6 protein-coding genes are annotated in these 6,403 nt (G+C 62.4%); all 6 read right to left on the reverse strand.

The window, feature by feature from the left end; all coding sequences use genetic code 11:
• Positions 1 to 547 precede the first annotated feature (547 nt).
• Positions 548 to 793, reverse strand: a complete 246-nt coding sequence (locus G5B31_RS20560) for a winged helix-turn-helix transcriptional regulator (protein ID WP_165020065.1) — start codon at positions 791 to 793, stop codon at positions 548 to 550.
• A complete protein-coding gene (locus G5B31_RS20565; protein ID WP_165020066.1) occupies positions 790 to 2,511 on the reverse strand; it encodes a SulP family inorganic anion transporter in 1,722 nt (573 codons plus the stop codon). Before G5B31_RS20565 ends, G5B31_RS20560 begins: the two co-directional genes overlap by 4 nt.
• A 74-nt stretch (positions 2,512 to 2,585) precedes the next feature.
• Complete coding sequence (locus tag G5B31_RS20570) at positions 2,586 to 2,846, reverse strand: helix-turn-helix domain-containing protein (protein WP_165020067.1); 261 nt, start codon at positions 2,844 to 2,846, stop codon at positions 2,586 to 2,588.
• A 134-nt stretch (positions 2,847 to 2,980) separates the two neighbouring features.
• Entirely contained in the window at positions 2,981 to 3,976 is a 996-nt protein-coding gene (locus G5B31_RS20575; RefSeq protein WP_165020068.1) for a tyrosine-type recombinase/integrase, read from the reverse strand.
• On the reverse strand, positions 3,963 to 4,919 hold the full coding sequence (locus tag G5B31_RS20580; RefSeq protein WP_165020069.1) for a tyrosine-type recombinase/integrase: 957 nt from the start codon (positions 4,917 to 4,919) through the stop codon (positions 3,963 to 3,965). The genes G5B31_RS20575 and G5B31_RS20580 overlap by 14 nt, the downstream gene beginning before the upstream one ends.
• Entirely contained in the window at positions 4,916 to 6,160 is a 1,245-nt protein-coding gene (locus G5B31_RS20585) for a tyrosine-type recombinase/integrase (protein WP_165020070.1), read from the reverse strand. Before G5B31_RS20585 ends, G5B31_RS20580 begins: the two co-directional genes overlap by 4 nt.
• Positions 6,161 to 6,403 lie beyond the last annotated feature (243 nt).

Genomic DNA, 6,403 nt, shown 5'->3' on the forward strand with positions numbered 1-6,403 from the left:
ACCTGACCGCACGCGCAACCGCGGCAGGCGTTGCCGTGCGGATTCTGTTGCCTAGGGGCGGTGACTTCAACGACGACTTGCAAGCCACCGGCCTTGACGACCTCCGCGCCGCTCTCAGGCCCCAACTCGACCCGCAGGACGCAAGAAGGATCAGGGAGGGGTGAACGAGGAGATTGGTCATTTCCTTCAGGGACCAGCTTTCCGCTAGCCGTTCAGCCAGATCCAAACAGAAGTCACTGCGAGTGCTGCAACTGACAAAGGAAGGAGTAGCGGGAAGCCCCGCCTCGGCCTGACCGAAGCGGGAAGTGTCCTTGATTGTCCGAGAAGCTCCTTTCCGGCCTCCGTCAGAGCGTAGTGGTCTGCGCGCGGGACACGCAAAAGACCCAGATCAACTAGGCGTTCTGCGAGAGCCACAACCTGTGGTGCGCCGCCGTCGAGATCAAGCTCCCCGTCCGCTGCCGACTCGGCGCATTCAAGGAGAGCCGTCCATGCAGCCGGCGGCGCGTTTCCGTTTGGCTTGGCGTTTGACACGGCACCGCTGATCACGTCAGCCACCTTGTCGCGTCTTTTCCCAGACGCGCGTCCAGGCCACCCGTTCGGCTGGACGAACCAGCCCGTCCCGCTCGAGGCGACGCAGTAGGTTCAGGATTCCGCTGTTGCTCATGCCAAGGGCATCGCGCAGCTCGGCCTGGGTGCGTGGACGCTCAAGCGCCGACAAGACATAGCCGCGTCGCTCCTGGGGACCGAAGGATTCCCTGCGCCGCCGGCGCTCAATCACAGCTCTCAGCATCATGCGGCGTCCTGGTGGTCGCCAGTCTTGTCAGGGATGCTTGCAAGCGCATCCTCGATCGAAGCGGTATAGCGTACGAGGGGCCGTTTCAGGCCGTGCGTCACGAACACGCGTTGGATGTCACGGCTCGCCCCGGAAAGCCAGAGCGCGACGCCGCGCCTGTGCGCCTTGTGCGCAAGGCCCTCGATCATGTTCGCGCCAGTCGAGTCGAGGAACGGCACCGCCGTGAAGTCTACGATCAGCGCCTTGTGGCTGTCCTGAATGCGGTCGAGCACAGACCCGATCGAGGCGGTCGCGCCGAAGAAGAGCGCGCCGGTGATGCGGTAGACCACAACCTCGGGATTGGATGCCGCTTCTTCGTCATAGGTTCCACGCGGGCGGCTGGTGTCCGCTTCATCACGCCCGACGAAGGCCTTGTTCGTCGCGACGCCAGTCGTCTGGCTCATGCGGTGGATGAACAGGACCGAGCCGAGTGCAAAGCCCACAACGATGGCCTCGGTCAGATCGCGGAAGATGGTCAGGAAGAAGGTGGCGCCAAGCACAGTCGCCTCCCCCCAGCCCGATCGGAGCAAGATCGCGATGGCAGGTTTCTCGATCATGTTCCAGGCCACGACTGCCAGAACACCCGCGAGCGCAGCCAGCGGGATGTAGGCCGCGAGGGGGGCGGCGACGAGCATGAAGAGCAGGATGAACACCGCATGCAGCATCCCGGCGACCGGCCCGTGCGCGCCGGCCCGCACGTTTGTCGCGGTGCGGGCAATCGTCCCTGTGACGCAAAAGCCGCCGAAGAGGGAAGATCCGATGTTGGCCGCCCCCTGCGCAACAAGCTCGCAGTTCGAGCGGTGACGCCGACCTGTCATGCCGTCCGCCACCACCGCTGACAGAAGCGACTCGATGGCGCCGAGCAAGGTGAACGAGATCGCTGCGGGCAGAACCGCCATGATCTTGTCCATCGACAGGTCCGGAAGCGACGGGGCAGGCAGCGAGGACGGGATCCCGCCAAACTTGGTGCCGATGGTCTGCACCGGCAGCCCCAGAAGTGCGACGACGACTGCGGCGACTGCAACCGCGATCAGCATGCCTGGCCAATGAGGACGCCACCGGCGCAGACCAAGGATGATGCCGATTGTTACCGCAGAGAGCAGAACGGCAGTGGGTGTGATGCTGGCCCGGGCTGCCCACAGCGCTGGCAGTTTTTCAAGAAGCTCGCCAGGTTCATGATCCAGCGACAGGCCAAAGAGTTCCTTGATCTGACTGGCAAAGATGATCACCGCGATCCCGGCCGTAAAGCCGACCGTCACGGGGAAGGGGATGAACTTGATGAAGGTGCCGAGCCTGAGGAAGCCGACAGCGGCCAGCATCAAGCCCGACAGGAAGGTCGCGAGGACAAGCCCGTCCATCCCGTGCAGGGCGACGGTGCTGGCAACGAGGACGATGAAGGCACCAGCCGGGCCACCGATCTGGAATCGCGAACCGCCGAGGAGCGAGACCAGGAAGCCACCGATGATTGCCGTGTAGAGCCCTTGGGCGGGGGTCGCGCCCGAAGCAATGGCGATCGCCATCGACAGCGGCAACGCGACGATGGCAACGGTCAGACCGGCAATGGCATCCGCCCGCAACTGGGGCAGCCCATAGCCTTCGCGCAGGACCGTGACGAGTTTCGGGGTGAAGAGTTCGGCAAAGCTGGGTGCCTCGCTCTGTCTGGTGGTCTGGTCTTTCATCTTCGGCCGCACCTTTGAGGGTTGCGGCGGCATCGTCGGCTTCTTGTCGGCGGTCGCCGTCGCGGGTTGAGGGATCAATGTCTGGGTGGGGGTACCTTCAGGCGAACACCGCGTCCGCCGGCTGTGCTGATCGAGCCTTCGCCGATGAGTTCCACACCGGCGAGTTCAAGCGCCGCAACGACCTTGGTCAGGCTGTCCACCACGCCCCGCACGTTGCCGGTGCTCGCCTCCATGCGCTGGATCGTTGGCACAGAAAGACCTGCCAGTTCGGCCAGAGCTTTCTGGTCGATACCCAGCAGCGCACGCGCCGCGCGCATCTGTGAGCCCGTGATCATGAAGTGCCCCTCTTAACAGAGTGATGCCTATGTAGAACAGCAGTAATGATATTTCAAGTATCAATGTAGGTGCTCTGCATATGCATTATCGAATGATAACCCCCAACGCGGAGATCCGCATCGAGGGTTCTGCGCTACAGGGACTTCAAGAATGCCATCAGGTCTTTGTCCTCCTTCCACGAGCGTCCCGGCCTCGCTTGGCCGACTTCGCAGAGCGCAACGGCGTTGGCCTTCATCGTCAGGTCGATCTCGGCATAAATGTTGGTCGTGCTGATCGACACATGCCCAAGCCAGGCACGGATGGTGTTGATGTCCACTCCTGCAAGGACCAGGTGACAGGCCGTCGTGTGTCGGATCACATGCGGCGTGACCGTGCGGCCCGCGAGCTCTGGAACTTGCGCAGCACAGCGCTCGATCAGGCGATAGACGCCGAAGCGCGTAAACCCTGTCCCAAGCCTGCTGACAAACACAGGTGCGCCCACTTCGCGATCCCGGATTTCGTGCGCAAGAGCCCGCTCGGTTTCGGGCCATAACGGGCATTTTCGGATCTTGCCGCCCTTCCCATGAAGGGTCGCAAGATCATGGCCGCCCCTCCGGGCCGCAAGCGACAGATCCTGCACCTTCAGCTCTGTCGCCTCGGACACGCGCGCACCGGTGTTGTAGAGGAAGAGCAGGAGGGCGTATTCGTGCTGTCCCCGGTCCGTCTTCCTGTCAGGCACCGCGAGCATCGCCTCCATTTCCTGCCGCGTCAGCCAGCCAACCGATGGCTGCATGGACTTTTTAGAAGAGATGGCGCGGATATGCCCACACCACTCGACATGTGCTGGGTCCCTGCTACCCACAAAGCGCGCAAAGGCCTTGATACCCGCGAGCCGCTGGTTCCGGGTCCGAACCGAGCATCCGCGGTCGTCCTCGACATGAGCGAGGAACTTCAGAACCAGCGATGACGCCAGATCGCGCACCATCAAACGGTCGACGGGCCTGCGCACCTTTTGGCTGGCGAATGGTAGGAGCAGTCTGAACGTATCGCGATAGCTGGACCGGGTGTTTCGGGCGAGGTTGCGCTCAGTGACGATGTATTCGGTCAGGAAGCGCCGAAGCCAAGGCCCAAGGAGTTCATGCTCTGGCATCGGCACCTCCATGAGCAAAACGCGCAAACAGCATCGACGCTTGGTTCAAGAGCTCGGGAGTCATCGTCAGGTAGACTTTGGTGCCTTCCAGATCGGAATGGCCGAGATACGTGGACAGTACCGGCAGCAAGCGCTGCACATCCGCGCCTTCCCGATACCAAGCCGTCAGCCTGTGAACCGCGAAGCTGTGACGGAGGTCATGCATGCGGGGCGCTGAACGACCACCCGCGCTGCCGCGAACATCTGCAGCGCGGCGGAGCCGGTCGAACGCAGTCTGAACGGTGCTGCTTGCCAGCCGGGTCCCGTCCCTGTTCGACAGCAGGTATCCGCCACCATCCGGGGCAAACCGCTGTCCCGGTGGCTGCGACAAGTGCCTTGCTAGCGCCATCCCAAGCGGCATTCCAATGGGCACCAGCCGGCTCTTGTAAAACTTGGTGTCCCTGATCGTCAGGACAGAAGCCTTCAGATCGCACTCGTCGCGCAGGAGCCCGGTGGCCTCACTGAACCGAAGCCCCGCGCCATAGAGCAACAAGAGCAGCGTGCGGAACGTGTTCAGGTCGAGCTGCTTTGTGCCAATAAGCGCAATCTCGACGTTTCGCGGATCGAACAGGCGCCGCAATTGCGCGCGACTGTAAATGTGCGGTGGTGCCAACAAGGGCGGACGCCGTTCGCTCGAAGGAAGCGGTGATGCCTCGGCCAAGCCACGACTGATCGCAAATCTCCAGAAGCCTGCGAGCGCATAAGCCTTGTTGTCGCCATGGCGGGTTCTTGGGCCCTGACCAACGAGGAAGGCGAGCACTTGATCCCTCGATATCTCATCGCAATCCGCCTCCGCGCCGATATCGCGCACAAACTGCCGCAAGAGGTTCCGGGCTGTTGTGAACTTTGCACCCTGCGCCTGTCGCCAAGCGACGTAGTCATCGATCGCCTCGCCCAGCTTCACAGCAGTGCCTCCAGATCAAAGGCGGCCACTTCGCGCAGTGCTGCCAGGTCGACCTTGGCATAAATCGCCGTCGAAGACGGATCTCGATGGCCGAGGAAGTCCCCAATCACCTTCATCGACATGCCTCGATCCAGAAGGTGTTGGGCGGCCGAATGCCGGAGTGCATGTGGGCCCCGCCGCCCTGTCACGACGCCGATGACCGCTAGGCGGTCGCGGACGATCTTGCCCAATGCCTTGCGATCCAAGGGGTGGATCGGCGCGCGGGAGGTGAAGAATACAGAGCGTCCGTAACATGTTGGCCTGCCATGCCGGAGGTAGTCCAGAATTGCTTGCCCCACTTCCCGCGATAGCGGCCAGAGCTGGGTCCGACCCGGCTTTGGACAACGAACCCGAAGCAACCCGGCATCCCAGTCGAAGTCGTCGAGACTCAGGCCTGCCACCTCGGCAACACGCAAACCGTATGATGTGAACAGCATGAGGATTGCCCGATCACGCAGATCAACAATGCGCCCCCCTCGGACCGAAGACAAAAGGCGCTCGACGTTCTTGCGATCGATCCCCTTCGGCAAGACCTCGTCAGCCCTGTATCCCGGGGCGACAATGCTTGCGGCCAAACCCGGGCGACACCATCTGCGCTTTTCGGCAAAGGCGATGAACGCTCTGAGGCGCTGCGCATGATCGTGGAGCGTCCTTCGACTCCAGACGCCGCGGCGATGTTCATCGCCAATGATGTCCTCAATGTCAGCCATCGAGAGCGCGCTGATCAGGACGCCGCGCACCGCAATCCGGGTCAGGAAGTGGTCTGCTGCGCGACAGTAACCATGAACCGTCTCGGGGGAGAGGCCCCGTTCCCTGCGCAACCAGGTTTCGTAGACGTTCAGTTCTGTAGCGAAGGGCTGGATCGCACCATCGGATTCGATCCAGCCAAGGTGATGCAGCAGATCGGCGCAATGGCTGATGAAGCGCTGCTTGGCCTTGCTTGTGGCCTCTCGGTCGGATCTGCGACCTTCAGGATTGGCCCAGAGCCTGGCAGCGGTTTCAATGTCATTCAGGCTGATCCTGTCGCCATCGCGAAGGTCCAGAAGCCGCACAAGGTTGAGATGGGCATTCGCATGCTTTCGCAGGGTGCTGCGCTGTGCCCCACCTGCTTTCAGTTGCAGAAGGTACCCTGCCCTGAGATCTGCAAGCGGCGCATTGCGGTGCTTTGCTGCTGCCGGTGGGAGGAAGATTTCTTCGAACATGGCTGTGTCTCCGTTTCTGTGGAAACACAGGGTTCGCACGTTCCGACGCGCAGCTCCGCTTTCATGGCCTCCTGCCTGTTCACCCCTCCCTGATCCTTCTTGCGTCCTGCGGGTCGAGTTGGGGCCGGAGAGCGGCGCGGAGGTCGTCAAGGCCGGTGGCTTGCAAGTCGTCGTTGAAGTCGCCACGCCGGGGCGACAGCACCTGCACATCGATGCCTGCCGCGGTTGCGCGTGCGGTCAGGG

Source organism: Rhodobacter sp. SGA-6-6 (assembly GCF_011043545.1).
Taxonomy (GTDB): Bacteria; Pseudomonadota; Alphaproteobacteria; order Rhodobacterales; family Rhodobacteraceae; genus Pseudogemmobacter.